At 49.6% G+C, this 26,446-nt stretch carries 25 protein-coding genes and 1 tRNA gene; 9 read left to right on the forward strand and 17 right to left on the reverse strand.

Annotated elements, in window-relative coordinates; translation table 11 throughout:
• Positions 1-153 precede the first annotated feature (153 nt).
• From AOG36_RS03385 to prfB, 3 genes are read right to left on the reverse strand one after another with little or no spacing between them, the layout of a single operon-like run.
• Complete coding sequence (locus tag AOG36_RS03385; RefSeq protein ID WP_053825481.1) at positions 154-1,419, reverse strand: peptidase U32 family protein; 1,266 nt, start codon at positions 1,417-1,419, stop codon at positions 154-156.
• Complete coding sequence (gene cheZ, locus AOG36_RS03390) at positions 1,416-2,147, reverse strand: protein phosphatase CheZ (RefSeq protein WP_015106453.1); 732 nt, start codon at positions 2,145-2,147, stop codon at positions 1,416-1,418. Before cheZ ends, AOG36_RS03385 begins: the two co-directional genes overlap by 4 nt.
• Positions 2,148-2,201: 54 nt before the next feature.
• Positions 2,202-3,296, reverse strand: coding sequence for a peptide chain release factor 2 (prfB, locus tag AOG36_RS03395; RefSeq protein WP_015106454.1), 1,095 nt, complete (start codon positions 3,294-3,296; stop codon positions 2,202-2,204).
• Positions 3,297-3,391: 95 nt separating this feature from the next.
• Here prfB and gdhA point away from each other — a divergent pair, with 95 nt between their 5' ends.
• The gene (gdhA, locus tag AOG36_RS03400; protein ID WP_053825482.1) at positions 3,392-4,738 is read left to right on the forward strand and encodes an NADP-specific glutamate dehydrogenase; all 1,347 of its coding nucleotides are present in this window, start codon (positions 3,392-3,394) and stop codon (positions 4,736-4,738) included.
• Between the two features lie 25 nt (positions 4,739-4,763).
• Here gdhA and AOG36_RS03405 read toward each other — a convergent pair.
• Positions 4,764-4,840 (reverse strand) — tRNA-Arg (locus AOG36_RS03405).
• 100 nt (positions 4,841-4,940) lie between these two features.
• Here AOG36_RS03405 and rpsU point away from each other — a divergent pair.
• The 8 genes from rpsU to tlyA all read left to right on the forward strand — a co-directional run bounded on the left by rpsU (position 4,941) and on the right by tlyA (position 11,327).
• On the forward strand, positions 4,941-5,153 hold the full coding sequence (rpsU, locus tag AOG36_RS03410; RefSeq protein WP_053825483.1) for a 30S ribosomal protein S21: 213 nt from the start codon (positions 4,941-4,943) through the stop codon (positions 5,151-5,153).
• A gap of 9 nt (positions 5,154-5,162) precedes the next feature.
• Positions 5,163-5,921 (forward strand): 3-oxoacyl-ACP reductase FabG, encoded by a 759-nt coding sequence (gene fabG / locus AOG36_RS03415; protein WP_053825484.1) that lies wholly within the window; start codon positions 5,163-5,165, stop codon positions 5,919-5,921.
• 191 nt (positions 5,922-6,112) lie between these two features.
• A complete protein-coding gene (gene acpP, locus AOG36_RS03420) occupies positions 6,113-6,349 on the forward strand; it encodes an acyl carrier protein (RefSeq protein WP_015106458.1) in 237 nt (78 codons plus the stop codon).
• Between the two features lie 29 nt (positions 6,350-6,378).
• Positions 6,379-7,623, forward strand: coding sequence for a beta-ketoacyl-ACP synthase II (locus AOG36_RS03425; protein WP_053825485.1), 1,245 nt, complete (start codon positions 6,379-6,381; stop codon positions 7,621-7,623).
• Between the two features lie 13 nt (positions 7,624-7,636).
• Positions 7,637-8,560, forward strand: a complete 924-nt coding sequence (gene accA, locus AOG36_RS03430) for an acetyl-CoA carboxylase carboxyl transferase subunit alpha (protein ID WP_015106461.1) — start codon at positions 7,637-7,639, stop codon at positions 8,558-8,560.
• 19 nt (positions 8,561-8,579) lie between these two features.
• Entirely contained in the window at positions 8,580-10,277 is a 1,698-nt protein-coding gene (locus AOG36_RS08210; protein WP_129593188.1) for a phosphoethanolamine transferase, read from the forward strand.
• A gap of 33 nt (positions 10,278-10,310) precedes the next feature.
• Complete coding sequence (locus AOG36_RS03440; protein ID WP_015106463.1) at positions 10,311-10,535, forward strand: hypothetical protein; 225 nt, start codon at positions 10,311-10,313, stop codon at positions 10,533-10,535.
• Between the two features lie 84 nt (positions 10,536-10,619).
• The gene (tlyA, locus tag AOG36_RS03445; protein ID WP_015106465.1) at positions 10,620-11,327 is read left to right on the forward strand and encodes a 23S rRNA (cytidine-2'-O)-methyltransferase TlyA; all 708 of its coding nucleotides are present in this window, start codon (positions 10,620-10,622) and stop codon (positions 11,325-11,327) included.
• Here the strand turns inward: tlyA and AOG36_RS03450 are convergent.
• From AOG36_RS03450 to rplU, 13 genes are read right to left on the reverse strand one after another with little or no spacing between them, the layout of a single operon-like run.
• Positions 11,313-12,704, reverse strand: a complete 1,392-nt coding sequence (locus AOG36_RS03450) for a bifunctional ADP-dependent NAD(P)H-hydrate dehydratase/NAD(P)H-hydrate epimerase (RefSeq protein WP_015106466.1) — start codon at positions 12,702-12,704, stop codon at positions 11,313-11,315. The genes tlyA and AOG36_RS03450 overlap by 15 nt on opposite strands.
• Positions 12,688-14,676: an FtsK/SpoIIIE family DNA translocase gene (locus tag AOG36_RS03455; RefSeq protein WP_238374876.1), complete on the reverse strand. Its 1,989-nt coding sequence runs from the start codon at positions 14,674-14,676 to the stop codon at positions 12,688-12,690. Before AOG36_RS03455 ends, AOG36_RS03450 begins: the two co-directional genes overlap by 17 nt.
• Positions 14,677-14,695: 19 nt before the next feature.
• The gene (locus tag AOG36_RS03460) at positions 14,696-16,984 is read right to left on the reverse strand and encodes a PD-(D/E)XK nuclease family protein (RefSeq protein ID WP_015106468.1); all 2,289 of its coding nucleotides are present in this window, start codon (positions 16,982-16,984) and stop codon (positions 14,696-14,698) included.
• Positions 16,981-18,894 (reverse strand): transketolase, encoded by a 1,914-nt coding sequence (gene tkt, locus AOG36_RS03465; RefSeq protein WP_015106469.1) that lies wholly within the window; start codon positions 18,892-18,894, stop codon positions 16,981-16,983. The genes AOG36_RS03460 and tkt overlap by 4 nt, the downstream gene beginning before the upstream one ends.
• 44 nt (positions 18,895-18,938) lie before the next feature.
• Complete coding sequence (locus AOG36_RS03470; RefSeq protein WP_015106470.1) at positions 18,939-19,811, reverse strand: bifunctional riboflavin kinase/FAD synthetase; 873 nt, start codon at positions 19,809-19,811, stop codon at positions 18,939-18,941.
• Positions 19,811-20,776, reverse strand: coding sequence for a GTPase ObgE (gene obgE / locus AOG36_RS03475; RefSeq protein WP_015106471.1), 966 nt, complete (start codon positions 20,774-20,776; stop codon positions 19,811-19,813). The genes AOG36_RS03470 and obgE overlap by 1 nt, the downstream gene beginning before the upstream one ends.
• A 14-nt stretch (positions 20,777-20,790) precedes the next feature.
• Positions 20,791-21,561, reverse strand: coding sequence for an ATP-binding cassette domain-containing protein (locus tag AOG36_RS03480; protein WP_053825486.1), 771 nt, complete (start codon positions 21,559-21,561; stop codon positions 20,791-20,793).
• A complete protein-coding gene (locus tag AOG36_RS03485; protein WP_053825487.1) occupies positions 21,555-22,412 on the reverse strand; it encodes an ABC transporter ATP-binding protein in 858 nt (285 codons plus the stop codon). The genes AOG36_RS03480 and AOG36_RS03485 overlap by 7 nt, the downstream gene beginning before the upstream one ends.
• 1 nt (position 22,413) lies before the next feature.
• Positions 22,414-23,268 carry an ABC transporter permease gene (locus tag AOG36_RS03490; RefSeq protein ID WP_015106473.1) on the reverse strand — a complete coding sequence of 285 codons (855 nt, stop codon included), beginning with the start codon at positions 23,266-23,268 and terminating at the stop codon, positions 22,414-22,416.
• Positions 23,268-24,272, reverse strand: a complete 1,005-nt coding sequence (locus tag AOG36_RS03495) for an ABC transporter permease (RefSeq protein WP_015106474.1) — start codon at positions 24,270-24,272, stop codon at positions 23,268-23,270. Before AOG36_RS03495 ends, AOG36_RS03490 begins: the two co-directional genes overlap by 1 nt.
• The gene (locus AOG36_RS03500; protein ID WP_015106475.1) at positions 24,272-25,834 is read right to left on the reverse strand and encodes an ABC transporter substrate-binding protein; all 1,563 of its coding nucleotides are present in this window, start codon (positions 25,832-25,834) and stop codon (positions 24,272-24,274) included. The genes AOG36_RS03495 and AOG36_RS03500 overlap by 1 nt, the downstream gene beginning before the upstream one ends.
• Position 25,835: 1 nt before the next feature.
• The gene (gene rpmA, locus AOG36_RS03505) at positions 25,836-26,096 is read right to left on the reverse strand and encodes a 50S ribosomal protein L27 (protein ID WP_015106476.1); all 261 of its coding nucleotides are present in this window, start codon (positions 26,094-26,096) and stop codon (positions 25,836-25,838) included.
• Between the two features lie 9 nt (positions 26,097-26,105).
• On the reverse strand, positions 26,106-26,420 hold the full coding sequence (gene rplU, locus AOG36_RS03510) for a 50S ribosomal protein L21 (RefSeq protein WP_015106477.1): 315 nt from the start codon (positions 26,418-26,420) through the stop codon (positions 26,106-26,108).
• Positions 26,421-26,446: the final 26 nt, after the last annotated feature.

Consider the following 26,446-nt stretch of genomic DNA (forward strand, 5'->3'; position numbering starts at 1 on the left):
CCACCCCCCCCCCCCCCCCAATCTTAAGGCACTAAACCATACAAGTATGTAGTATACAAAAACATGCTTCAATTTAAAATTATAAATACAGCTGCCAATAACTAACTTAGAAAAATTTGGGGATAATCCAAAGACAACCATTGAATCACCGGACTAGGCGACCCTTGTACGTAAAAATGTGTGGGGGGGCAATTTGGCGGGTAATTTAACGGGGTTGGTGTTGCCACTGTGGATGCTCTCCAACTCTTGCCCATTTTCTAACGCGATTTTATACAGACAAAGATAGTCCTTGCCCTCAAAGCTATAGAGTTTGCCTAATTCATTTGCCACCGGCTCTAAATGCGCCCCATAGGGCAACACCACTTCATAGGGCTCATTGAGGCGGGTGGTGAATTTGCACAAGAAATGCAGGCCATCCTCTAACACCTCGCCACTCACCTGAAACTCCCCTTCACTGATTGCCGTTTGGAAGTTTTGCGTGTCCAAGCACTGGTGGGGGCGTTTGATCAAATACCCCTCAGTGAAACCGCGGTTTTTTAAGGTCGCCAGCTCGGCTTGGTAAAGGGCGGGGCGGTGTTGGTTGTTGTGGTAGTCGTCTATGGCGGTACGATAAGTCTTTGTGGTGATGGCGGCGTAGTAGCTAGATTTTGTGCGCCCCTCGATTTTGAAGGCATCGATGGCCTTGGTGTCTAAAATGGCGGCGATATGATTGGCCAAGTTTAAATCCTTGGCATTTAAAATGTGCGTGCCGATCCCCTCTTCTTCTTCAAGACGCATTAAAACACCCGTATCGGGATTTTTAATGTAATACTCGTAATCAAAGCGGCAATCGTTGGCGCAAGAGCCCCGATTGGGCACACGCCCGTGCTGCAGAGCAGAGATCAAACAACGCCCAGAAAAGGCAAAACACATGCTGCCGTGCACGAAAATCTCAATCTCCAAATCTGGTAGGTGCTTTTTGATCTCAATAGCATCGCTTAGGCTCATTTCTCTAGCCGCCACAATGCGCTTCACGCCCATTTCATAGTAGACCTCAGCATCCAACACATTCATCACATTGGCTTGAGTGGAGAGGTGGATGGGGATGTGGGGAGTGAGTTTTTGCGCCAGTCTTAGTACCCCGGGGGTGGCGATGATGAGCGCGTCCACCCCGCAATCGGCAAGTTTGAGCAGTTGTTCCTCCAAAAGCTTGATTTGGGAATTGAAAGGAAAGCCGTTTAAAGTGGCGTAAAACTTTTTGCCCTTGGCATGCGTGCAAGCCACCCCCTCTTTAAAACTCTCTAGATCAAAGTTTTTGCCCGCGCGATTTCTCAGTGAAAACTGCCCTAAGCCGGCATAAACGGCATCCGCGCCATAATCTAGGGCGATTTTAAGCTTAGTGAGATTGCCCGCAGGGGCCAATAATTCTGCCAAAACTATTTCTTACCAAAGGCGGCGATCAACGCCTCGATGTCGCTTTCACTCGCTGCGTTTTCGTTGTCATCCCCGATGATGTAAGAGGCGGAGCTGACCCGTTTGGAGTCTTCGATGTTGCCCTCAAAGAGGGAGTTCATGTACTGCGTTAAGGCGCGCATGACATTGATGACCCGCTCGATTTTTTGGCGGTGGATGTCTTGAAACTGCATGATGTCCATCGCCTGCATCGCGCTGTCCGAGCACCCCTCTGCCTTCTCTTGGATGGAGCTGATGCCTTGTAGGATTTCGTTGGTTTCGTCTAAAGAGGTTTGGAAGGTTTGGATAAGGGGGAAATTCTCGGCTAAGACCTCAAAGATCTCTAGATGCTTTTGCAAGGGTGCTTTGATTTTTTTTAAAACCTTTAAAATCCCATCCGCGCTCATGTTGATGTAGTCGAGCTGGTCAAAAATCTGCGTGGCCTTGACCTCAGAGTCACGGGTAACATCATCTAATTGGTGCACGACTTTGTGTTCCTCGGTAGGGGGCGGGGGAGGCCATTCTTCAGAATCAATCTTGCCGTATTTTTCGGCAAATTTCTTATCCACCTTCATGTAATGGCCATCTTCCACATTCTCCTTTGTGTTTTCTATATGTTCTTTTTCATCTGCCTTCTCTGATCTCTCTAATTCTTCAAGGGCGGCGACTTCCAAACCGCCCCCGCTCATCAAAGCATCTAGTTCTTCTTGGGTCATCTATCCTCCTTAGATAATCCGGTCATTATAGTTTATTTTACTTTGTAGATTGCTTTAAGGTGTTTGCGCCTTGGACACCAAGACATCTTGCATGATTTGGTCTAAATCCCCGTCTAAAATCGCCTCCACTTGGCTGTAGGCTACATCGCTTCTCGCGTCCTTGATTTGTTGGTAGGGAGCTAGAACATAGCTTCTAATCTGGTGTCCCCAGCCAATTTCGCTCTTCTCCTCTTGGCTGCTCTGCTCTTGTTGTTTGCGCAACTCCAGCTCGTAGAGTTTGGATTTGAGCATTTTTAACGCCATCGCCTTGTTCTTATGCTGACTACGGTCGTTTTGGCACTGCACCACAATCCCCGTGGCGTAGTGGGTGAGCCGCACCGCCGACTCGGTTTTATTCACATGCTGTCCGCCAGCCCCGCTCGCGCGGTAGGTGTCCATTTTATAATCCTTCTCCTCCAGCACAATGTTGATTTCATCATCCACTTCAGGGCTCACCTGCACACTGGCAAAGCTCGTGTGCCGCTTGCCATTGGCATTAAAGGGCGACATGCGCACCAAGCGGTGGATGCCATTTTCATTTTTCATATAGCCATAGACATTCACCCCCCTAATGCTAAAGGCAGCCCCCTTAATGCCCGCCTCTTCACCCTCTTGATAGTCTAAAAGCTCCACCTTAAAGCCCCGCCGCTCCGCCCAGCGCAAATACATGCGATAAAGCATGCTCGCCCAATCTTGGCTCTCTGTGCCCCCAGCTCCCGGCTGGATACTCACCAACGCGTCTAGGCTGTCATTAGGATCGCTTAGCATTACCTCCACTTCCATGCGCTGGATACAGCTAGCCAAATGGGGTGCTTCGGCAAAGAGTTGCTCTAAAGCGACCGTGTCCTCTTGGGTGAGTTCAAAAAGTTCATAGGCCTCATCTAGCGCGTCCTTGGTTTTGTAGTAGGCAGATAGCAACCGCTCGATGCGCATTTTCTCTTTGTTTTTCTGTGTGGCGATGACCTTATCCTGCCAAAAATCGGGATGGGCTTGCTCTTGGGCTAAGTACTCCAGCTCTGCTTGCAAGTCTTGGGGTTTGATGATTTGGGCAATGTTGTGGCATTTGCCCTGTAGACCTTTGAGTAATTCGCTGTATTGGTAAGCGTCCATTCTGTTTCCATAGATTAGTTGTGCGGGGGTATTATACAATGGGCTGTTGGCTTTGTAAAGTTTGCTTTATGCAAGAGACACAAGAAAGGAACCTCATGTATGCGGATCGGATTTTAAAACATGTGGAGAGCGCGTATCCCCAACAAGTGGAGTTTAGGCAGGCGGTCGCTGAGATAGTGCACGCTTTAATCCCCCTGCTTAAAAAAGAGCCCAAATACGAAAAGCACGCCATTTTGGAGCGGCTCGTGGAGCCCAATCGGCAGATCTTTTTTAAGGTTGTGTGGACAGATGACAAGGGCAGGGTGCAGGTCAATCGGGGGTGGCGCATCCAATTCAACAACGCCCTAGGCCCCTACAAGGGAGGATTAAGATTTCACCCTAGCGTGAACGCGAGCATCGTTAAATTCTTAGGTTTTGAGCAAATCTTTAAAAACGCGCTCACCACCTTGAACATAGGCGGCGCAAAGGGGGGGAGCGACTTTGATCCAAAAGGCAAGAGCGAGGCGGAGATTATGCGCTTTTGCCATGCCTACATGGATGAACTTTACCGCCATATAGGGGCTCTTAAGGATGTACCCGCCGGCGACATTGGCGTGGGGGCTAGGGAGATTGGCTATCTCTTTGGGCGTTATAAAAAGCTTGTAGATAACTTCGAGGGGGTGCTTACGGGCAAGAATTTGGATTGGGGGGGGAGTTTGGTGCGCAAAGAGGCGACCGGCTATGGGGCGGTGTATTTCGCCCAAGAAATGCTCGAAGCGCGCAAAGAGGGCATAGAGGGCAAGATTTGCTTGGTGTCTGGGAGCGGCAATGTGGCGATTTACACCATTGAAAAATTATGGCAAGTTGGCGCAATCCCTGTAACGGCTAGCGACTCGGAGGGCTGCATCTATGACAAAGAGGGGATCAATTTAGAACTCTTAAAAGAAATTAAAGAGGTGCGCAAAGGGCGCATTGAGGACTATGCTAAGAACAAAAAGAGTGCCGTCTACACCTTAGCTAAGGACTACAAAGCGGGCACCAATGGAGTGTGGAGCGTGCCCTGCTTTGCGGCCTTTCCCTGCGCCACGCAAAACGAACTAGGCATGCAAGATGCAAAAATTTTATTGCAAAATGGCTGTAAATGTGTGGCGGAGGGGGCGAACATGCCCTCTACGGCTGAGGCGATGCAGGTGTTTTTGAAGGCGAAAATCTGCTATGGACCCAGCAAGGCAGCCAATGCCGGCGGGGTGGCGGTGAGTGGACTAGAGATGGCGCAAAATGCCAGCTTACACACTTGGAGCTTTGAGGTGGTGGATCAGAAATTGCGCACAATCATGCGAGACATCTTTAACAACAGCGCGCAGACCGCCGCCGAGTTTAAAGACCCCACGAACTTGGTTTTGGGTGCAAACATTGCCAGTTTTAGAAAAGTCGCCCAAGCGATGATCGATCAAGGGTATTAAATTTAAAAAGGAGGGGATTTTAAAGTGGTGTGCTCAGAGGGATTCAAACCCCCGGCCTACAGGACCGCAACCTGTTGCTCTATTCAGCTGAGCTATGAGCACCCAAAAAGTCTTATTATAGCAAATTTTTTGTAATTTTAGGTTAAATTTACTAAAACTTGTTAACATGTGCGTATATTTATACAAGAAAGTAGGTGATGGCATGCCCGGGATCAAGGTGCGCGAAACAGATAGTTTTGATGAAGCTTATCGGCGTTTTAAAAAGCAGACAGACCGCAATTTGGTGGTTACAGAATGCCGTGCAAGACGCTTTTTTGAGTCTAAAACCGAGAAACGCAAGAAACAAAAAATCAACGCTAAGAAGAAAATCCTAAAGCGTTTGTATATGCTCAGACGCTACGAGTCTAAACTCTAAGGATCGGCTGTGGAGTTTAGCGGACAAAATGTCTTAATCACAGGGGCAACCAGGGGGATCGGGCGCGCCATTGCCTTGTTAATGGCTGGTTGCAGCCACAAGGAGGGGGGGCACTTGAAGGTGTGGATTAACTACCGCTCTAACCCAGAAAGTGCTGACAGCTTGAAATATGAGATCGATCAAATGGGCGCAAAAGCCGCCTTGGTGAAGTTCGATGTGACAGATGAAAAGGCGTTTGTCGAGGGGATCCAAACAATCGTGGATGCCGATGGGGGTTTAAGCTATCTGGTCAACAACGCCGGTATCGTGCTGGATAAGTTGGCTTTGCGTATGAAGACAGAGGAGTTCACGCAGGTTTTAGACACCAATTTAAAATCCGTCTTCATTGGGTGCAGAGAGGCTCTCAAAGTGATGGGCAAACAGCGCTTTGGGAGCGTGGTGAACATCTCGTCGGTGATCGCCGAGCGGGGCAATATGGGGCAGGTCAATTACGCCGCCAGCAAGGGCGGGATTTTGTCCTTGACAAAGTCCTTTGCCTACGAGGGGGCACTAAGGGGCATCCGCTTCAATGCCATCACTCCCGGTTTCATCGACACAGACATGACACATTTAGAGGAGAGTGTGAAAGAGGCGTATTTAAAGAACATCCCCCTAGCCCGTCTAGGCCAGCCTAAAGAGGTTGCCGGGGCCGTGGCATTCTTACTCAGCGATTTGGCCAGCTACATTACAGGCGAGGTTTTGAAGATCAATGGCGGCTTATATATGTAGGCCACAACTTCAACAGAGGAGAGACGATGCACTTTTTAGTTATAGTTTTGTTGTTGGCAATTGTCTACTTTTTATACCGTATTGCCGACATTTTGGAGCGCAAATAGGCTTTTGTTTTAGGGTTCTTAAAGCGTTTTGCGGCTAGAATCTTAGGATTGTTTTTAAAATTTTAAACTAAATTAGGAGATTTTATGGCTTTGTTTGAAGATGTACAAGCGGTGATTGTGGAGCAGTTGAATGTGAGCGCATCGCAGGTTACCGAAGAGGCGGATTTTATCAAGGATTTGAATGCCGATTCGTTGGATGTGGTGGAGCTCATCATGGCTCTTGAGGAAAAATTTGGGATCGAAATCCCTGATGAGCAAGCCGAAAAGATCAAAACCGTGGGTGATGCGCTCCGCTTCATTCAAGACAATAAACTCGCTTAATTCTCGTTCCCTTTAGGTGAGGAGTTCCTTTGCGTAGGGTTGTGGTAACGGGCATGGGGATGGTCAATGCCCTAGGACTGAATAAAAAGGACGCTTTTAGTGCCATTGTCAAGGGCGAGTGTGGGGTGAAAGAGATCACCAGCTTCGATGCCACTGGCTTTCCCGTGCGGATCGCCGCTGAGATCACCGACTTTGACCCCGCTTTGGTGATGAACTTAAAAGATGTCAAAAAGGCAGGGCGTTTCATACAGCTCGCCTTGTTGGCGGCTAAGGAGGCGGTTTTTGAGAGCCAGATTTTGCAAGAGGGCAAATGCCCGCCTGAGTGGGCGGAGCGCATGGGCATTAGCTCCGCGTCTGGCATCGGGGGGCTTGGCAACATTGAAGCCAACTCCATTTATTGCTTTGACAAGGGTCCACGCAAGGTGAACCCCTTCTTCATCACTTCAGCTTTGGTGAACATGATCGGAGGCTTTGTGTCGATTGAATACGGCATTAAAGGTCCTAATCTCTCCAGCGTTACGGCCTGTGCCGCCGGCACGCACGCGATCATCGAGGCCTACAAGACGATCGTTTTGGAGGGGGCAGATCGCATGCTGGTCGTGGGTGCAGAATCCACGATTTGCCCCGTGGGTATCGGGGGCTTTGCGTCCATCCGCGCACTTTCTAACCGCAATGATGAACCTTTAAAAGCGTCTAGACCCTTTGATAAAGAACGCAATGGCTTTGTGATGGGCGAGGGGGCGGGGGCTTTAGTCTTAGAGGAATATGAGAGTGCAAAAAGCCGAGGTGCGCCCATTTATGCCGAACTTGTTGGCTATGGAGAAAGCGGGGATGCAAGCCACATCACCGCTCCCGCCCCCGAGGGTGAGGGGGCTTACCGCGCCATGAAACAAGCCCTGAATATGGCGAGCAAGGTGGGAGCAAAGGTGGGCTATATCAATGCGCATGGCACCAGCACCGGCTACAACGACTTGTATGAAACCATTGCCTTAAAACATGTCTTTGGTGGCAAGGGAAATGTCCCGCCCACTAGCTCCACCAAGGGGCAGATCGGGCATTGCTTGGGTGCGGCCGGGGCGATCGAAGCGGTGGTGTCCGTCATGGCGATGCAAGAGGGCGTGATGCCCCCTACGATCAACCAAGAGAGCCCCGATCCTAATTGCGATTTGGACTACATCCCCAACGAGGCAAGGCAGGCCAAGTTAGAGGCGGTGATGAGCAACTCCTTTGGGTTTGGCGGAACCAATGGCGTGGTGATCTTCAAAACCCTGTAATTTTGAGTGTCTAGTGGCTGTCTATTTAGATTTTGAGAACCGCATTAAGGGACTGCAAGAGGACATCGAGATGGCGGCAATTCGGGGGGACTTAGACGCGCAAGAGATTTTACAAAAGCGCCTCGCCAAAGAAACCAACGCCATTTACTCCAACCTCTCCGACTACCAACGCCTGCAACTCGCCCGCCATCCTGATCGTCCCTATGCGATGGACTACATCGACCTGATTTTAACCAATAGATACGAACTCTTTGGTGACCGGCATTTTAAGGACGACAAGGCCATTGTATGCTTTGTGGGCAAGATCGAGGGTGTGCCTGTGGTGGTGATCGCCGAGGAAAAGGGGCGGGGAACTAAGAATAAAATCATGCGCAACTTTGGCATGCCAAACCCAGAAGGGTACCGCAAGGCGTTAAAAAGTGCGAAGTTTGCCGAGAAGTTCAATCTACCCATTTTAATGTTGGTGGACACGGCGGGGGCATACCCCGGGCTTGGGGCAGAAGAGAGGGGGCAGAGCGAGGCGATCGCTAGAAATTTGCAAGAATTTGCCGCCCTAAAAGTCCCCACCATCTCTATCATCATCGGAGAGGGGGGCAGTGGCGGGGCTTTAGCCATCGCGGTGGCGGACAGGCTTGCCATGATGGAATACGCCGTCTTTAGCGTGATTTCGCCAGAGGGCTGTGCGGCGATTTTGTGGAACGACCCGAGCAAGATTGAAGTGGCGATCAAAGCCATGAAAATCACCCCCTTTGATCTGAAAAAAGCCAACTTGATCGACGACATCATCCTAGAGCCTGAGCGGGGCGCGCACCGCGATAAGTTGCAGGCCAGCCAATCCATTAAAGACTACTTCTTGCAACAACTCCCCTTAATCCAGCAGAGCGACTTTTTAACCCTGCGCTATGAAAAACTCATGTCCTTTGGGGCGTTTGCTTAAAAAACCTAGAGAGGGCATGATGGGTAAAGTTGTTTTGGATAACCGCTTTTGGCTGATGTTTTTAGCACCGGTGGTGGCAGGATTTTTCTCAATAGATACAAACATGGGTGGTGTTTTCTACAACACGGGGTATTTGCCAAAAATGGCTTTTTATGGCTTTGTGCTCTTTTATTTATTCTATGGGTGTTTGCGGTTATTAAAAGCACCCACTCTTGTCCATGTGCTGAAAAACACAATGCTGTGTCTTAGTCTTTTATGTGCTTTTGTGCATTTCTTTGTGGGGCATTACTTCAATCTGCCATTTAACCAAACCCTCATAGACACCCTTTTAGCCACAAATTTGCAAGAAAGCCTAGCCTTTGTGAAAGGGGTCATCAAGCCACACATAGGGCTTATTTTGGGTCTTTTAGTCTTTTGTGGGGTGTTTTTAGCTCTGCCCCTCAATGTTACCTTAAACTCTAGGCAATATAAAATCTGCCTCTCTTTGTGTGCGCTTGTTTTTACGGTCCATAGCATAAGAGCCCTTTATTTATACCCCAAAGATTTGTTCATCTCTAGCCGCCTCGCCCTAACGCCCATTCTTAGAGAAGCCCAAACCCTTGTGGCCAGTCTAAGAGAGCATCGTCACATCCAAGCCTTGATCCAAGGCTTTAACAAACCCTTGGCAAAAGACTACCTCAGCGTGGATAAAGACAGCGTACCTAATGTGGTTTTAGTGGTGGGGGAAAGTGCCTCTAGAAATTTTATGGGGGTTTATGGTTACTCTGTGCCCAACACGCCGTTTTTAAGTGGGTTGTTAAGAGAGAGAGAGAGAGAGAAGGCAATTTCGCTTGCCCCACAGCGTAGCTTAACACAGCCCAATCTCTTCGTCTTTGATGATGTGATTTCTCCTTTTTCAGGTACGATGCCTGTTTTCCAAGTCCTTTTAAACTACAGCGACAGAGAAAACGCCAAGACCCCTTGGTACAAACAAAAAAATATAGGCGACATTTTTAAAGTAGCGGGTTATGTGACCTTTTGGCTCGACAATCAAGAAAAACCCAATCAAAGCAATGTTTATAGTTTGATGTCTCGACATTTTAGCCAACATTACTACACGGACAGCCCCTACAAAACCGATGACTCTAATTTATTGCCCCTCTTTGACCGCTACATCAAACCTAATCTTGGAGCAAAAAATCTCATCCTTTTCCACCTTATAGGTAGCCATGTGATCTACAAAGACCGCTCCCCCAAATCTTATGCCACATTCACCCCCAAAGACATCAACTACCAAGGTTTGCATGCCCACAACGACCAAGACAAGCAAATTGTCGCCGATTATGTGAACTCACTTTATTACACCGACCATGTGTTGAGTGAAATTTTTAAGTTGTTTCAAGGCAAAGATGCGATTATTTTTTATTTGTCTGATCATGCCCAAGACATTTTCCAGAGTGCTAGCACTTATGGGCATAAATGCTCAAGCTATGGCGTGGAAATCCCCTTTATGGTTTATGTGACCAGCACTTTTAAACAAAAGCACCCAGAGAAAGTCAAACTCATAGAACAAGCGGTGCATAAGCCCTTTATGAGCGATGATCTCATCCACACTTTGTTACCCATTGTCGGCATACACACCAAGGATAATTTGGAGAGCAAGGATTTATTCAGCCCGAAGTTTGACACAAAGAGAAAACGGGTTTTTTGTGGGGATAAGCCGTATTCCAAGCCCTAGTGTGTTTAACATCTTGCACTACAATAGCCCCCTATGACACAAGAGAGTAAAGAGAAGATTGCAAGGGGGCTTGAGAGGCTGGCGGAGGTGTTGATGGGCGTGGCGTGTGTGAGTGCGCTCATTTGGGCACTCGCGGCACTTTTTGAGCCCATTAAGATCAACACCATTTTGCATGTGAGCTACACCCTGCCTCCCTTCATTTTGGCGCAATGTTGTTTGCACTTTGCAAGGGTGTTAAAACCTCCCAAAAACCCCTAGTTTATGCTATTCTCATGGATTGTGGTAAAAATTTAAGGTGTATCGTGGGCGGGGTGTTCGCCCTTGGGTTGTTAAGGGGCTAGTGTGCGCTTGGATCAATTCTTGGTACAACAAGGAGTCGCTGCTAGCAGAGAGCATGCCAAGAGCTTGATTTTAAAGGGGCAGTTTGGGCTGGGACTAAAGCCGAGTTTGCAGGTTACAAACAATCTCGCCCAAGAGTTGCAACGCCTAGAATCCCAGCCTAAACGCTTTGTGGGGCGGGCGGGCGCAAAGTTGTGGGGCTTTTTAGAGCAACACCCTCTAGGGTGCCAAAATAAAGTTGTTTTGGATGTGGGCTCAAGCACAGGGGGGTTTGCCCAAGTCTTGTTAGAAAAGGGGGCTAAGCGTGTGGTGTGCGTGGATGTGGGGCAGGGGCAATTAGCCAAGGAGCTTAGAGAAAACCCCAAAATAGAACTACACGAGTCTTGCGACATTCGGGTGTTTCAAGCAAGCCACATTTACGATTTGTTGGTGTGTGATGTGAGTTTTATTTCTTTACGTCTGCTCTTAGCCACCCTTATCCCTTTAAGCCCCAAGCTCCTTTTGCTTTTTAAACCGCAGTTTGAAGTGGGCTTAGGAGTTAGGCGCAATAAAAAGGGCGTGGTGCTAGACAAACAAGCCATTGACAAAAGCCTAGCAGAGTTCTTAAGCTTAGCAGAGAATTTGGGCTTAAAAACGCGCTGTGTGTGTGAGTCCACCCTTAAGGGCAAGGAGGGTAATGTAGAAATGTTTATCCTCTTAGAGCGCGGCTAGGTTGTCTAAAAGTTTTTGGGGGGTTAGGGCGTAGGTGGCAGGATTGAGACTACCGGCTAGGGCGTGGGCCAGGCTTGCGTGGATTGTGGCATCTAAAAGGCTGTAGCCTTGGGCCAGCAGGGCGGCTACCATGCCGCTTAAAATGTCCCCACTGCCCGCCTTGGCCAAAGCACTAGAGCCCAGCGGGTTGATGTACATTTGTCCGCTGTAGGCGATGATGGGGTTTGCGCCCTTTAAGAGCAGCACGACATGCGGGTAGGCTTGGCTAAAGGCATGCGCCCATTTGAGCTTAAAGCGCAACAACTCGGGCATCTGTACTTCATAGCCGAGCATGTGCAGTAAGCTTAAAAACTCTTTAGGGTGCGGGGTCAGCACCATTTGATAAGGCTTGTCTAACGCCCTAAGAAGCCTCTTATCATAAAACACCCCAGCATCGAGCACACAGGGGGCAAGCTCTAGCATGGACTCTAAATTTTCAGGCAAGCCCTCCAGTCCCATGCCCAGTGCAAGGGCACTGATATTTGAGGGGATTGTAGGGGCATACATGATCTCTAGGGGTTTGGTGTGTTGTAATTCAGATGCGCCTAGCACGCTCACAAGCCCCGCGCCAAAGGCTAGTGCGCTTTTTGCACTCAAAAACCCCGCCCCGCAATGAGCGCCCACCACCACGCCCACATGCCCAAAGTAGCCCTTATGCGTGTTTTGTTTGGTGCGCAGGGGCAATACCAAATCATTTTTTTCTAATAAGAAAAGCGGGCTTTCTGTTTCATACAGGTCCCGCCCCACGCCTAAATTGGCCACCACCACCTCCCCTACGAAGTCCTTGGCCATATCGCTAAACAGCCCGCTTTTTAGTGCCCCCATCACCACGCACACATCCGCCCTAAAGGCGATGCTTTCGATAAAGCCCTGCGCGTCTAATCCGCTAGGCACATCGCAAGCGATTTTTAAGGCACTAAGGGCGTTTAGGGCATTCAAGAGCTCTTGCAACTCTTGACTTAACCTCCCCTTAAACCCTGAGCCAAATAAACAATCTACAACAATTTCAGGGGCTTGGCACAGTTCTAAGCGGGGTAAAACCTCTATGTGGCACGCTAAGGCTCGTTGGTACTGGATTTGGCACAGCGCGCTTTTAGGCTCTTTGACGCTTAAAATTTGCACTTCAAGGTCGCTTAAATGCCGCGCTAGAGCGTAACCATCCCCCCCATTGTCCCCACCCCCGCACACAATGAGAACCTTTTTTAAGCCCCCAGCCCTTTGCACAACTGCATGGCGCATCCTTGCCGCAGCATTCTCCATCAGCACGCTAGGCTCTAACCCATAGAGCGCACAAGCCCGGTTGTCTAATTCTTGTGTGTTTTCATACAGGTTTTGCATGTCCTTGCCTTTCGATAAAATCCACCACCCGCTCGATTTCCTCCTCGCTCACAAACGCCCCGTGTAGCCTTATTGGCGCGTTGTTGCCCGGCGCAATTAAGAGCATATCCCCCCTGCCTAAGAGATTTTGCGCGCCCTCTGTGTCTAACACCACTCTCGCATCCACCTTAGAGGTAACTTTAAAGCTCATCTTGCATGGCAGGTTTGCCTTGATCAGCCCCGTAAGAATATCCACACTGGGGCGTTGGGTGGCAATGACAAGGTGCAGTCCGCTTGCCCGCCCCATTTGGGCTAAACGGATAATGGGGGTTTCTATGTCCTTGCCCCCAGCCAGCATCAAATCCGCCAGCTCGTCTATCAACACCACGATGAAGGGCAGTTTTTGGGGGGATTTTTGATTGTAGCTATCTATATTTTTGGCGCGTTTGTTGCTGAGAAGGTCGTAGCGTTGCTCCATTTCTTGCACCAAATCCTCTAGGGCACTTTGCGCCTGGCTAGGGTCAGTGATGATCGGGGTTTTTAAATGGGGCAGGTTGGAGTATAGGCTAAATTCCACCCGCTTAGGATCGATCAGCACAAATTGCAAATCTTGGGGGCTGTGCTTGTAAAGTAAAGAGAGTATCAGGGCGTGCATCGCCACACTCTTGCCACTGCCCGTGCTGCCCGCTATGAGTAAATGGGGCATGGCTTTTAAATCCAGGATATAGGGTGCGCCCGTGGTGCTTTTGCCAAGAGCAAGGCTTAAACCCGAACTTTGCAAAAAGGCTTGGCTCTCCAGGATTTCTCTTAGGCCAATGGAGGCTAGATTGTCATTGGCGATTTCAATCCCCATCACATCCTTTCCCTTGATGGGGGCTTGTATGCGGATTGACTGCGCGCACAGCACCATCGCCAAGTCATCTACGAGGCTTAAAACCTTACTCACCTTGACATGCCCGGCTGGGCGAAACTCAAAGGTTGTCACCATGGGGCCCACATAGGCATGCACCACCTTACCCTCAATCTTAAACATTTTGAGCTTGTTTAAGAGGTTGTGGATTTTCTCTTGCAAATTGTCGGTTTGGGCGGCCTTAGGCGCGGGCGGGGTCAGCAGATCTAGGCTAGGCAACGCGGCATGTTTTGGTTTTTGCAGAGCGTGGCGTTGTTCTAATAAATCCTTATGGGCAGACAAATCTAAATAAAAATTTGGAGCAGGCGGGGGGGTTTTTGGGGGGGTCGTAGGCTCTTTTTGGGGGGCTATGGGCTCTTGGTTTTCTTGTGGCTCTTTTGGCACAAGGCGCACGCCGTGATCGAACTCTTCTTGGGCTTCTTGGCTGGCTTCTTGACTCTCTTGGGATTTTGGCACAAGGCGCACGCCATAGTCTAGTGCCTCTTGGGCTTCTTGGTAGTGGCTCACCTTGATTTTAAAACTTTTAGGACGGGCACTCTCAAAGTCTTTAGGCTCAAAGGGAGTATTTTTCGCTCTTGGGCTAAAGGGGGTTTGATCCCTAAAATGCGCTTTTTTGGGGGGGGATTTAAGCCCTTGCAGGAGTTTTAACAAAGCCTCGCCCCCCTCTTTGCTCTTTTCAAGGCTTAGGAGTAGTAGGCCTGGCAACTTGTCTTTGCACTTGGCAAAACTCTTAGGAAAAAGCACGCCAAAGGCATAGAGCAGGGCAGCCAATACCACCAGCCACGCCCCGAGCGCGCCAATGGGCTTAGCGATTAAACTAAGTAGGATTGCGCCCACAAGCCCTTGTTTAAAGAGCAGAGCCTGCCCCACCAATAAGCCCAAAACCCCAATGAGGCTTGCCAAAATCGCCTCCAGCCCCTTTAAACTCTTCAAACTTGCCCAGTGCCACACAAAGAACAAATACAGTGGGTCTAGATAGGCAATTGGTCCAAAGTAATCTAAATGCCAAGAGGCGATGCCCACGCCCAAAGCCCCCAAAACCCCGCTCTCTCCCAAGCAGGTGGCAAGAAAAAGCCCGATCAAAAAGGCGAAAAACCCGAGTTTAATAGCCCTTCCTTTCTCGATACTCCACCCCGCAAATGTCTTGGTAGCTACAATACTGGCAATTTTTCTTGCTAGGGTTTTTCACAAAGTCAAAGGGCTGTTTCAAGGCGTTTAAAATCTCTTTTAAGCACTCTTGTTTGGCGTGCAACACTTCTTGACTCTCTATTTTTAGCTCCCCGTCTTTTAGGCTATAAAAGCCTGCTTGTAAGGGTGCGCTTAGCTCCTTAGTGCTGGCTAGGGTATATAAGCTCAATTGGAAATCTTGGCTCTCTGCCACGCTCTCTAGACTGTCGGTTTTTAAATCCTTAGAAGATTTATATTTGTAATCAATGAGCACATAAGAGCCATCATCTAGCGCATCTATGCGGTCAATCTGCCCTCTCAAGCTAAAGCCCTCAAAAGAAAAAACAAAGGGTTTTTCACACGCCACCACCCGCCCCCTCTCAAGCCTTTCGCTCTCTTTCATAAAAAATTTCTCCATTTTATCCACCGCCACTTCAAAACTCAGTTTATCTAAAGCATTCATCTCTTGCCATTTGGGGGTGGCTTTGGCACCCTCTAAAAGAATTTGAGCACTGATGGGGGTTTGTGGGTGCTTCTCATAGTGGGTCTTTAAGAGGGCGTGTAAGAATGAGCCCATGTCGGCGTTGTTGTTCTCTGGGGCGTTGAGCCCTTGTAGGTATTTTAAATAAAAACGCCGCGGGCAACTGACAAAGTGGTTCATGCTCGTGGCACTGAACTTAAAGCCCGGCGGGATTTTGGCAATGCAAGTGTCTTCGATATAGGCGTGCTTGTTTTCTGGGGGAAAGAGCGTGAAGGCGTTTTTCACAATGCGCCCCTCTAGTCCAAGTTCTAAGAGCATTTTAGAGTGGGTGGCATCATTGGCACTGTGATAGGCAATATCCACCTCTTGGCTGTTTTGCAGGATTTGGTAGTAGTAGTGCTTTTGCAGGTTCTGCTTATCTTTTAAGGTGGGCATGTTTAAATGCGTACGGATTTTGCTGTTTAGGAAAAGGTCGTAATCGTTGAGGCTGGGCACAAGTTGGTCGGTGAAATCTAAAATCACCACCTTGTCAAACTCCAGTCCACGGCACTCCAAAACATCCAACGCCTTGACTTTACCCCCAGTGGTGTCATCCACCCGCTCTTCTTTGAGCGCGCGGGTGTAAAGCTCTAGCCAATCCGCAAAGCCATAATCTAACACCTCTTGCACCCTAGCGTGTGCGCTGTAAAACTCTTGGTGGAAGTCTTGCAAAGATTTTAGGATATTTAATTGCTCCATAAGGGCTAAACACTGTGTGTTTAAGTCTTCCAAAGGGGGTGTGTTTGCGCTAGGTTTTAACTCTTTAAGGGCTTTGAAGTAGTCTTGATACACCCATTTGACATTTTGTCCGTGAGCGAAGTTTAAATTGCGCTTGGTGTCTAGCAGGTGCAAATGGGTGGCAAGGCTTGAATCGGGCGTGATGATCGCCAGCCTTGAAGATTCAAACCCCGCTTCTAGCCACTCTTGCACCTTAGTCAAAGCAAGCCCCACTTGCTCTAAGCGGGTGTTGCAGTGGTGGATTTTAATATTCTTAGTGGGGGGTTTGGGGGTGCTTTTTAAAATGGGGTCCTCGCCTTTTAGCAGGGCTTGCAGATCAATTTTATAATAAAAGTCCTCTTTTAGCTCCAAATGCAGAAAGTCTAAAAACCTTTCATTGTAGCGATCCACGCTTAGGTGCAAGAAAATAGGCACAAGCGCGCCCATTGCAAAAAGAAGCTCCTGCTCATAAAGGCTTAAAGAGCCACCTAAGTGAAACTCAATGTGTGAGAACTTTTGCAAAACCTTGGGCAAGATTTTGGGCTTTAAGCGCAAAATGGGGTCGTAAAAGCCCAGCTCTCTTAGCTGTGTGGTGTAGTGGGTGTAAATGCGCTCGAGCACGCTTAAGTGGTTGCTGTAGTCTTCATAAATGTCGCGCTCTTGGATTGAAAAAATGTCTAAATTAAATTTGGCAAGCTCGTTAAAAAAACGCCCCACAAAGCTGCTGCTCTCCAAATAGCCTAAAAAACTACGATCAAACACCAACAGGTTTTTATTCTCAGGCAACTCGTCCAACACCTTTTTAATGGCACTGGCTAGAAGCAGTTGCCGGACACTTTTAGGGATTTTAATAAGGTTTGGGACATAACTTGCTTGGGCGTAAAAGTCCTTCACGCTCAAGGTGGCGGGCAAAAAGCCCTCGGGTTGTTTGGCTAAAAACGCCTTGCACGCCCTTTGGTGGCTAAAGACATGCAAGGGTTCTTTCATAGCAATGTCCTAGCCTTGCTGGCGATATTCTCAGGACTAAAGCCAAAGTATTTAAACAAATCCGCCCCCCTGCCCGACTTGCCAAAACTCTCTATGCCCAGCACCTCATCAGCCAGCCCAAACCACTCTAACCCCCTGCTCGCCTCTATAGCCAACACCCGCCCCACCAAGAGCGTGTTTAGATAGGCCGGCTCTTGTTGCAACAAGAGATCAAAGCAGGGTACGCTCACCACCTGCACCCCGATTTGCTTGGCTTCTAATAGCTTTGCGGCTTTTAAACAGGGCACAACCTCGCTTCCACTGCTAAGCAGGCTCACCTGCACCTCTTTAGTGCTTTTATAAAGCACATACCCCCCCCTTTGTACCTGCTCTAGGCGTGCACTGCTTGCCACCTCTAAATCCTGCCTAGAGAGCACAAAGGCCGCGCTCTTGCCCCGCTTTAAAGCCACCTGCCAGCAGAGCACATTTTCATGCGCGTCCATGGGGCGATACACTTCAAAATGGGGCACAGCCCTAAGGTGGCTTAAATGCTCGATAGGCTGGTGGGTCGCCCCGTCCTCACCCACGCCGATGCTATCGTGTGTGAAGACATAATAGACTTGATTTTGCATGAGCGCGCTTAGGCGCAAAGCGGGGGCTAAATAGTCGCTAAAGACGAAGAAGGTCGCGCAAAAGGGCACAAACAAGCCGTAGTTAGAAATCCCATTACAAAGTGCCCCCATGGCGTGTTCTCGAATGCCAAAGTGCAGATTGCGCCCACACTGCCCTTTTAAAAAATCCCCCTCAGTTTTTAAGCGGGTGTTGTTGGAGGGGGCTAGGTCGGCACTGCCCCCCAAAAAGCCCAAATACGCTTGGCTGATGGCGTTTAAAATCGCTCCATTGCTCGCCCTTGTGGCGCATTTTTGCCCCAGCTCAAAAACGGGGTAAGCCACCTTGCTAAAGTCCTTTGCCTGCAAATGGGCGATTTTTTCTTTCACCTCTGCGCTTAAGCTTTGTGCCCAAATCTTTTCTTCTGCCTTCCCTCTTTGCAGGCTAAAATGCTCTTTCACCTCTTGGGGGATATAAAAGGGCGCATGCTCCCAGCCTAGCACCTCTTTAGCCCGTTTTAATACTTCAGCCCCTAAGGGCGCGCCGTGTGTCTTGGCACTGCCCTCTAGCTCTAGCGCGCCCTTGCCTATGGTGGTGTGGGCGATGATTAAGGTCGGTTTATCGCTTTGTTTGGCGGCACTTAAGGCGTTGTCAATGTCTAAATAATCATGCCCTTGGCATTCAAGCACAACCCACCCCTGTGCCTCAAAGCGCAGGCGCACATTTTCACTAAAGGCTAAATCGGTGCTGCCCTCAATGGTGATCTCGTTGCTATCATAAATTACAATGAGATTATTAAGCCCCAAATGCCCGGCTAAGGACGCGCTCTCATAGCTTACCCCCTCTTGCAAGTCCCCGTCCCCACATAAACAATAGACTTTATGCTTAAACGCCACGCCTAGCATACCTTGGGCTAGCTTGCTTGCCATGGCTAGTCCAACGGCGTTGGCAAAGCCCTGCCCTAGTGGACCTGTGGTGACCTCTATGCCCTCCGTGTGTTGATACTCGGGGTGTCCTGGGGTTTTTGAGTGCAATTGCCTAAATGCCTTCAAATCCTCTAAACTCACATTAAAACCCCATAAATGCAAGAGCGCATAGACCAAGGTACTAGCATGCCCTCCACTAAAAACGAGGCGATCGCGCCCGAGCCATTTAGGGTTTTTGGGGTTTAAATGCAAATGGTGGGTTAAAACAACGGCAATGTCGGCTAGACCCATCGCCACGCCAGGGTGTCCACTATTGGCCTCTTGCACCATATCGGCGCATAAAAAGCGCAAGGTTGTCGCCATTTGTGCTAAGGTGGAGGTGGATTTCAAGTCCATAAAGAGCCTTTGGTGAAAATGGGGCTATTCTAACAAACTTGCTCTTACTCGGGCTTTAAGAGGGCTTTAGCTTGCTGTATGTCCTTACCAATTTGCGCCTTCAAATCGGGCAGATTGTCAAAAAAAGCATTGTTCCTGATTTTTTGGATAAAGGACACTTTTAAAGATTTTGGGGGGGTGGGTAGGTGGACACTTATTAGGTGGGTTTCTAGGGCTAAGTGCCTATCTGTGCTAAGGCGTTCGCCTAAAAAGCTTACACCCGCATAGTTTTGAGAGTCGCCCTTAAGCTGCACCTGCACAGCATACACCCCAAAGGCGGGCAGCAGGGCATGGGGCAGGATGGCCATGTTGAGCGTGGGGTAGAGCTTGTCGCTGCCTAGGTGCTGCCCTGAGATCACCGCCCCCTCTAGGCTAAAGGGGCGGGTGAGAAACTGCGCGGCCATGGCAACTTCGCCCCTCTTAAGGCAGGTGCGGATGTGACGGGCGTGCAAGGCCATGCCCTTGATTTTAAAGGCGGGCAAGACCTCTAGGCGGATGGTGGGGGGCAGCAGTTGCTTTAAGGTGTTTGTATCCCCGCTTCGTTGCGCTCCAAATTTAAAATCATAGCCCACCACGATTTTTTGCAAATATGGGCATTTAGCCAACAAGAGTGCAGCAAACTCCTCGGGCAAAAGCGTACAAACCTGTTCTAAAGGCAAGAAATACACCCTCTTAGCATGGGCTTTAAGCAGGGCGATGCGCTCTTTTAAAGAAGTCAGCACCTCCTTAGCCCTCTGCCAATCCACAATCAACACTGCCCCCCTAGTGTCTAGCAGGCTTAAAAGTTTTTGGTGCGCCAAATGCACGCCGTCAAACTTGCCGATGGCTAGGCTACTGCTATCTTTGTCTAAAAAATCGGGCGCGAGAAAGTCGGGCATTAAGCCAGTTGCAAGGCTTGGGCTAGAAGCTGCAGTAATTGCCCCGTGTTCTCAGTGGTGGCGGCAGAAATAGGCAGCACAAATTGCGCCTTAGGGGCGTGAAATCCGTACACTTGCCCTATATCCATTTTATTGAGTACCACACCAAAATCCCTAGCAGAAAGCTCTTGTGAAAAATGCGCCAATTCGTGGCGCAACTCTTCATATTGCTGGTGTATGTCATAAGTGGTGTCGAGCACAAACAATAAAAACTTCGTGCGCTCCAAGTGGCGCAAAAAGTCCAGTCCCAAGCCCTTGCCCTCGCTTGCCCCGGAAATGATCCCGGGAATGTCTGCCATCACAAACTCTTTAAACTGCCCGGCTTGCACCACGCCCAAATTGGGGATTAAAGTCGTGAAGGCGTAGGGGGCAATTTTGGGCCGGGCGTTGGAGAGCACACTGATTAAAGTGCTTTTGCCGGCATTTGGAAAGCCCACGAGCCCCACATGGGCGATGAGTTTAAGCTCTAGGCGCAAATTGAGACTAACGCCAGCCATGCCCTTTTGGGCGTAGGTGGGGCGTTGTTTAGACGCGCTTTTAAAGCGGACATTGCCAAGCCCTCCCTTGCCCCCCTTAAGCAAAGTGGTTTGCGCCCCACTCTCTATTAAATCGCAGAGCAACTCCCCCGTGTCGGCATTGAAAACCTGCGTGCCCGGGGGGACTATAATTTCTAAATTTTGCCCCTTTTTACCGTTACAATTTTTGGGGCCCCCGGGCGCGCCATTTTGCGCCTTGTAGTGCTTCTTGCCCCTAAAGGCACTTAAGGTGTCGCTGTTGCTATCCACCTTAAAAACAATGCCACCCCCATCGCCCCCATCGCCCCCATCTGGCCCACCCTCCATGACAAACTTCTCCCGCCTAAAGCTCACACAGCCCGGTCCGCCCTTGCCCGAAGTAGCGGTGATCTCCACACAATCCACAAACATGAAAAACCCTCGAATTAGCCTTGAAAGTGTTGCAGCATTTTGTCTAGGTGGGGCACGGCGTTTAAAAGCTTTTTCGTGTAGGGGTGCTTGGGCGCGTTTAGCACACTTTCCACGCCTCCCTCCTCCACGATCACGCCCCCCTCCATCACCAAAATGCGATCGCTGATGTGTTCCACCACGCCCAAATCGTGGCTGATAAAGAGATAACTTAAGCCTAGCTGGGCTTGCAAGTCTAAAAGCAAATTTAAAATCTGCGCTTGGATAGACACATCTAGGGCGGACACGGGCTCATCGCAAATGAGCATTTTAGGCTTTAAAATCAACGCTCGTGCAATACCCACCCTTTGGCGCTGCCCGCCTGAGAATTGATGCGGATATCTTAATGCCCACTCTTCTTTAAGCCCCGTTTGCGCCATGATTTCAAGCACTCTTTTGCGCCGCTCAAGTTTACTTAAATTTGTGTTTAAAAGCAGGGGTTCGGCGATAATATCTTGGATACGCCAGCGCGGATTAAGGCTAGAGTAAGGGTCTTGAAAGACCATTTGCACGCTTTGGCGGTAAGCGCGCCACTCTTTTGCGCCAAACTTGCTTAAGGGCTTGTCCTCAAAGAACACCTCGCCACCACTGGCCGGCTGCATGCCGACACAAATCTTGGCTGCCGTGCTCTTGCCACACCCGCTTTCGCCCACTAAACTTAAAATCTCTTGGGGCTGCAGCGTAAAATTAATCCCCTTTAGCACCTCCAGCGCGCCATAGGATTTTTTTAGCTCATGCGCTCTTAGCATCGAATCTCTTTAGGAAAGTCTAGATAATTGACATTTTCATCCACGCTAGCAAGGCGCACCTTTCGTTGCCCGGGCTTGGGGATTGCCTCTAAAAGCGCTCTTGTGTAGGGGTGGCGCGGATCGTTAAAAAGCTCTTTAGCACTGGCTTTCTCCACCACTTCACCCTTGTAAAGCACAACCACGACATCGGCAAGTTGGGCCACCACACCCAAATCATGCGTGATGAAGAGCATCGCCATTTGCCTGCTTTGCTGCAGACCCTGCATTAAATCCAAAATCTGCGCTTGGATCGTCACATCTAGGGCGGTGGTGGGCTCATCGGCGATGAGTAAATCCGGTGCACACGCCATTGCCATCGCGATCACCACCCTTTGGCGTTGCCCCCCGCTCATGTTAAAGGGGTAGGCGTTAAACTTCTCAGGAGCTAGCCCCACCTGTCTTAGTGCCTCTAGGCTCTTTTCTTTCACCTGGGCCGCGCTTAGGGTGGGCTGGTGGATTTTAAACACCTCGGCGACTTGAAAACCAATGGTGTAGCTGGGGTTTAAACTCGTCATGGGCTCTTGAAACACCATGCCAATTTGGCTACCCCTTAAAGCCTGCATTTGTTTGGGGCTGTACTCTAAAAGGTTTTGCCCCTTAAAGAGAATCTGTCCACCCACCACCTTGCCTGGGGGTTTAATAAGCCCCATGATCGACCACGCACTCATGCTCTTGCCACTTCCGCTCTCCCCCACCAAACACACGGTCTGCCCCGGCGCAACTGAAAAGCTCACCCCATCCACCGCCTTAACAAGCCCATGCTTGGTGGAAAAGTAGGTTTGTAAGTCGGTAACTTCTAAGAGATTTTGCATACTAAGCCCTTTTAGGATCGAGCGCGTCCATGATCGCATCGCCCACCAGGTTAAAGGCCATCACGGTTAGAAAAATCATGCATCCGGGGAAAACCAAGGTCCAAGGCGAGGTGGTGATGAACTGCAGCGCGTCCATGAGCATCGCGCCCCACTCGGGGCTGGGTGGCTGGGCCCCTAGGCCTAAAAAGCTAAGGCCTGCGGCCTCTAAGACGGCCCCGGCAAAGCCCATGGTGGCTTGCACGACTATGGGGGCGGTGCAATTAGGCAAGATCACCACGAACATTAAGCGCAAATGCGAAGAGCCGTTGAGTTTAGACGCTTGGGTGTATTCTTTTTGCTTTTCGGCTAAGACGCTGGCGCGCACAATGCGGGCAAACCCGGGCACGCCCACAATCCCAATGGCGAGCATAGCATTGGTAAGAGAGGGGCCTAAGATCGCCACTACGATGATGATGAGTAAAATGGAAGGCAAGGACAGCATTAAATCCATGAAACGCATGATTAGCATGTCTACCAAACCGCCAAAGTAGCCTGCCAAAAGTCCAAAAATCACCCCAAAGAGCACAGCAATACCCACTGCCACTACACCAATGGTAAGAGAAATGCGCGCCCCATAGAGCAGTCTTGAGAGGATGTCGCGTCCCAAGTCGTCCGTGCCCAGCCAATGCGCCCCGCTGCCCCCCTTTGCAAAGAAGGGTACAAGTAGCCGTGTTTTGGCATCTTGCAAGGTGGGGTCATAGGGGGCGAGCAGGGGGGCAAAGAGCGCACAAAAGATCAAAATGGCGAGCAAGAACAGCCCGACTAAACCGGCTTTATTCTGTTTAAAATTCTCCCAAAAGGCCTTGAAACGCTCCATTAACTCAGTCTAATCTGTGGATTGATGAAGGCGTAGAGGATATCCACGAGCAAATTCGCCCCCACAAAGATCACCGCCACAATGAGGCTTGAGGATTGGATGATGGGAAAATCCCGCTGGTTCAAGGCATTGACCATCCAGCGCCCCACGCCCGGCCACGAAAAGGTGGTTTCGGTGAGGATACTGCCGGCCAAAAGCCCGGCAAGCATGAGTCCCACCACGGTGGTGACCGGGATGAGGGCATTTCGTAGGGTATGGATCAAGATCACGCGCCAAGGCGCGCAGCCCTTGGCCTGTGCGGTGCGGACATAATCCTCTTGCAAAACTTCAAGCATGCTAGCGCGGGTCATGCGCGCGATGATAGCGGTGGGGATCGTGGCTAGGGCAATGCTGGGTAACACTAAGTGGCGCAGCGCATCAAAGAAGGCGGGCAGATTGCCGTCAACCAAGCTATCGATCAAGTAAAACCCCGTGGGCCCGTCTAAATAATAAGCGTCATTCAAACGCCCAAAGACGGGAAACCAGCCCAGTTTCACGCTAAAAAAATAGATCAGCATGAGTCCTAGCCAAAAGACAGGCATGGAAACCCCAGCGAGCGCAAAACCCATGCTAAGATTGTCAAACAAGCTGTAGCGTTTAACGGCGGCCAAAATGCCCGTGGCTAGCCCTAGTATAATGGAGATGAACAGCGCGCTTAAAGAGAGCTCTAAAGTTGCTGGAAAGCGCTGTAAAAACGCCTCGAGCACGCTTTCACCCGAGACTAAAGAAGTGCCCAAATCCCCGTGCAAAATATGGTTCATGTAGCTCAAATACTGATCTAATAGGGGCTTGTTTAAGCCCATTTGCTCTCTTAGGGCTTCTAGGGCTTCTTTATTAGCGTGCTCGCCTAGGATCACCAAAGCCGGATCCCCTGGGACCAAGTGCACCATGGAAAAGACCAAGATGCTAACCCCCAGCAAGGTGGGGATCGTCCATAAAATTCGCTTAAGCAGAAAGAGCAACATTATTGGGAGAAGTAGACATGTACAAAGCGGTTGTTTTGTACTCCGCTCACTTGATAACCCTGCACACTCTTGAGCCGCGCCACAATGCTGTAGGGGTAGGCTAGAGGTACCCAGGGGGCATCGTTGTGGAAGACCTCTTGGGCTTTTTGATAAAGGGCGGTGCGCTTGGCTTGGTTTGAAAGATACTTGGCCTTTGTAACCAGCTTAGAATAGATGTCGCTTTTGTAAAAAGAGCCATTGCGCGTGGGGATTTCTGCCGCCACCTCTTTGCTCCATAGAATATACAAAAAGTTGTCCGGATCGGGCGTGTCTGCCTTCCAACCACTAAAAGCCATTTTATGCTCGCCCATCGCTACCTTTTTAAGGTAAGTCCCCCACTCAAAAAATTCGATCTTCACTTGAATGCCGATTTTGGCGAGTTGCGCTTGGATAAACTCCGCCGCTTGCTTATTGTATTTGGATGCTGTAAAAAGCGTGGTTTCAAAGCCATGGGGGAAGCCGGCCTTGGCTAAAAGCTCTTTAGCCACTTTTAAATCGTAGCCGTAGGGCTGGATGTCCTTATTATAGCCCCACATGGAGGGAGGCATGGGGTTGATCGCCGGCGTAGCGTAGTTTTCATACACGATTTTGACATAGTCCTTGGTGTTGATCGCGTGGTTGATGGCTAGACGCACTAAGCGGTTGTCAAAGGGTTTTTTTTCTAAATTCAAGCTCATCCAAGTCACAAACAAGCCGGGTTTTTCATCCACAGCCACCCCGGGCAAACTTGCTAAGCGGGGAATTTCATTGCGATTAGGCGCACTGATGATAGACACCTCGCCCCTTTGCAAAGCCAACGCACGCACAGAGGGGTTGGGAATCACTATGAGCACCACGCGGTCTAAATGTGCTTTAGTGCCCCAATAGTCGTTGTTTTTTAAAAGTACAATCTTGTCGTCTCGAAACCAAGTTGCCAACTTAAAGGGTCCTGTACCTATGGGCTTTCTAGTGAGCTCATCCTCTTTATTTAGACTCTTTAAGTGGGCGGCGTAGTCGGCACTCAGCACACTTAAAAAATCCATCCCCAAATCCGCCAAAAAGGGGGCTTCGGGGTGTTTTAATGTGAAGCGCACTGTGTATCTATCCACGGCCTCGATTTTTTTAATGATGGAGGACATGCCCATGCTTGCCCAGTAGCCATAGGATTTTGCTCCTTTGTAGTAGGGCACTTGCCCCATTTGTCGCTTGAAAGAAAATAGAACATCTTTGGCGGTCAATTCGGCCTTTTTATCCCAGTAATGAGTTGTTTGGAAGTAAACACCATGCCTTAAATGGAAAGTGTAAGTCAGTCCGTCCTTAGAAATCTCCCAACTGCTCGCTAGCGCAGGCTCAATTTCAGTAGAGCCGTATTTAAAACGCACTAAAGTTTCATAGATGTTAGAGGTGGCGGCGTAACTCTCCCCATCCACAACCAGTGCCGGGTCCATCCCAGAGCCATCCGCCCCCCTCGCGTAAATTAAAGTCCCGCCCTCTTTAGCCCATAAGCACAAACAGCTGAGGCAAAAAAGGGTTAGGATTTTCATGTCATGCCAATTTGGGGAAAACAGAAACTTGTTTGCGGTGTTTGTCTTTGTGGCTGAAGTGCACCACGCCATCTACAAGAGCAAAAATGGTGTGGTCCTTGCCCAGCCCTACATTTTTACCGGGATGTACTTTGGTGCCCCGTTGGCGTACGATGATGTTACCCGCCCTGACAAACTCTGCTCCAAATTTTTTAACACCTAATCTGCGCCCAGCGGAGTCGCGGTTATTCTGCGTACTGCCCTGTCCTTTTTTGTGTGCCATTTACATCCTTTATGCTACGATTTTTGTGATTTTGATGCGTGTGAAGTCGCGACGAAAACCTCTTTTGGTTTTGCTATCCTTGCGGCGGCGTTTTTTAAAGATCACGACCTTTTTACCCCGCCCCTCGTTGATGACCTCAGCCTCGATCTGTACTCCATTGATAAAAGGGCTACCATAGGAGATTTGTCCCTCTTTAGCAATGGCTAAAACCTCGTGAATCTGAAAATGCGCTTTAGGCTCTAAGCCCAGCCTATCTAGCAAGACAACATCGCCCTCTTGTACCTTGTACTGCTTGCCCCCATTTTTAAAGACCGCGTAAAACATATCTCCGCCTAAAATTAGAAATTAAA

The organism is Helicobacter heilmannii (genome assembly GCF_001283065.1).
Taxonomy (GTDB): domain Bacteria; phylum Campylobacterota; class Campylobacteria; order Campylobacterales; family Helicobacteraceae; genus Helicobacter; species Helicobacter heilmannii.

Bases quoted from the DNA above. Each gene is read 5' to 3' on its own strand.
- AOG36_RS03460 (WP_015106468.1), bottom strand. From the start codon at position 16,984: ATGAAAGAACCCTTGCATGTCTTTAGCCACCAAAGGGCGTGCAAGGCG.
- cheZ (WP_015106453.1), bottom strand. From the start codon at position 2,147: ATGACCCAAGAAGAACTAGATGCTTTGATGAGCGGGGGCGGTTTGGAA.
- prfB (WP_015106454.1), bottom strand. From the start codon at position 3,296: ATGGACGCTTACCAATACAGCGAATTACTCAAAGGTCTACAGGGCAAA.
- gdhA (WP_053825482.1), top strand. From the start codon at position 3,392: ATGTATGCGGATCGGATTTTAAAACATGTGGAGAGCGCGTATCCCCAA.
- AOG36_RS03480 (WP_053825486.1), bottom strand. From the start codon at position 21,561: ATGCTAAGAGCGCATGAGCTAAAAAAATCCTATGGCGCGCTGGAGGTG.
- obgE (WP_015106471.1), bottom strand. From the start codon at position 20,776: ATGTTTGTGGATTGTGTGGAGATCACCGCTACTTCGGGCAAGGGCGGA.
- AOG36_RS03485 (WP_053825487.1), bottom strand. From the start codon at position 22,412: ATGCAAAATCTCTTAGAAGTTACCGACTTACAAACCTACTTTTCCACC.
- AOG36_RS03500 (WP_015106475.1), bottom strand. From the start codon at position 25,834: ATGAAAATCCTAACCCTTTTTTGCCTCAGCTGTTTGTGCTTATGGGCT.
- rpmA (WP_015106476.1), bottom strand. From the start codon at position 26,096: ATGGCACACAAAAAAGGACAGGGCAGTACGCAGAATAACCGCGACTCC.
- tkt (WP_015106469.1), bottom strand. From the start codon at position 18,894: ATGGACTTGAAATCCACCTCCACCTTAGCACAAATGGCGACAACCTTG.
- rpsU (WP_053825483.1), top strand. From the start codon at position 4,941: ATGCCCGGGATCAAGGTGCGCGAAACAGATAGTTTTGATGAAGCTTAT.
- rplU (WP_015106477.1), bottom strand. From the start codon at position 26,420: ATGTTTTACGCGGTCTTTAAAAATGGGGGCAAGCAGTACAAGGTACAA.
- AOG36_RS03495 (WP_015106474.1), bottom strand. From the start codon at position 24,272: ATGTTGCTCTTTCTGCTTAAGCGAATTTTATGGACGATCCCCACCTTG.
- AOG36_RS03440 (WP_015106463.1), top strand. From the start codon at position 10,311: ATGACACAAGAGAGTAAAGAGAAGATTGCAAGGGGGCTTGAGAGGCTG.
- AOG36_RS08210 (WP_129593188.1), top strand. From the start codon at position 8,580: ATGGGTAAAGTTGTTTTGGATAACCGCTTTTGGCTGATGTTTTTAGCA.
- AOG36_RS03490 (WP_015106473.1), bottom strand. From the start codon at position 23,268: ATGGAGCGTTTCAAGGCCTTTTGGGAGAATTTTAAACAGAATAAAGCC.
- AOG36_RS03470 (WP_015106470.1), bottom strand. From the start codon at position 19,811: ATGCCCGACTTTCTCGCGCCCGATTTTTTAGACAAAGATAGCAGTAGC.
- AOG36_RS03450 (WP_015106466.1), bottom strand. From the start codon at position 12,704: ATGCAAAACCTGTATGAAAACACACAAGAATTAGACAACCGGGCTTGT.
- acpP (WP_015106458.1), top strand. From the start codon at position 6,113: ATGGCTTTGTTTGAAGATGTACAAGCGGTGATTGTGGAGCAGTTGAAT.